The 654-nt window shown below is 78.7% G+C and carries 1 pseudogene; it reads right to left on the bottom strand.

Annotated elements, in window-relative coordinates:
- Positions 1 to 654 (bottom strand): annotated as a pseudogene (locus KN815_RS49525) (hypothetical protein); the annotation flags it as partial.

Here is a 654-nt window from a genome sequence, read left to right as displayed (position 1 = left end):
GTCGGCGTCGTGCCGCAGGGCGCGGCCCAGTTCGGCCAGTTCGGGCGGGTCGGCGCGGACGATCCGGCGCAGCACGGCCCGGTCCAGCCGGCGCCGGGTGCCGCTGTGCTCGGGGGCGAGCAACAGCCGCAGCGTGGCGCCGGGTTCGGCCGCCACCAGCGCGGACAGCCGGGCCCGTACGGAGGCGGGCAGCGGGCCCTGGCAGTGGTCCTCCAGCAGCTCCAGCACCCGCTGGGGCTCGGCGGGCGCGGCGAGCGCGACACAGGGCGCGTAACGGGTCCACCAGTCGGTGCGCAGCGATGCGGGCAGCGCGGTGAGTTGGCGGGCCGCCTCGTCCAGGACGGCCACCGGATGACGGGAGACGAGGGATCGCCAGGCGCGGACGGCGTGGAACAGCCCGGGCAGCAGCCGCGCCACGGTCTCCGCCCCGCATCCGGGGAGCAGCCGGGCGGCCTCGCCGTCGCCCCAGCGCTCACGGAACGGCTCGATCAGCCGGTCCGCGAGCGCGGTGCGCCGCCCGGCCACGACGGTGCGCACCAGTTCGCGCCGTACGGTGGCGGGCGCGTCCTCGAAGGCCGCCTCCAGCGCGTCGTCCGCGATGGCGGCGGGGCCGCCACGGCGGGCGGTGTCGAGGGCGCGGTGCCGCACCACGGG

Origin of the sequence: Streptomyces niphimycinicus, assembly GCF_018883605.1 — a bacterium.
Classification (GTDB): domain Bacteria; phylum Actinomycetota; class Actinomycetes; order Streptomycetales; family Streptomycetaceae; genus Streptomyces; species Streptomyces niphimycinicus.
Note: the sequence above shows the minus strand (reverse complement) of the source record. Positions and strands in the feature narration are given on the sequence as shown.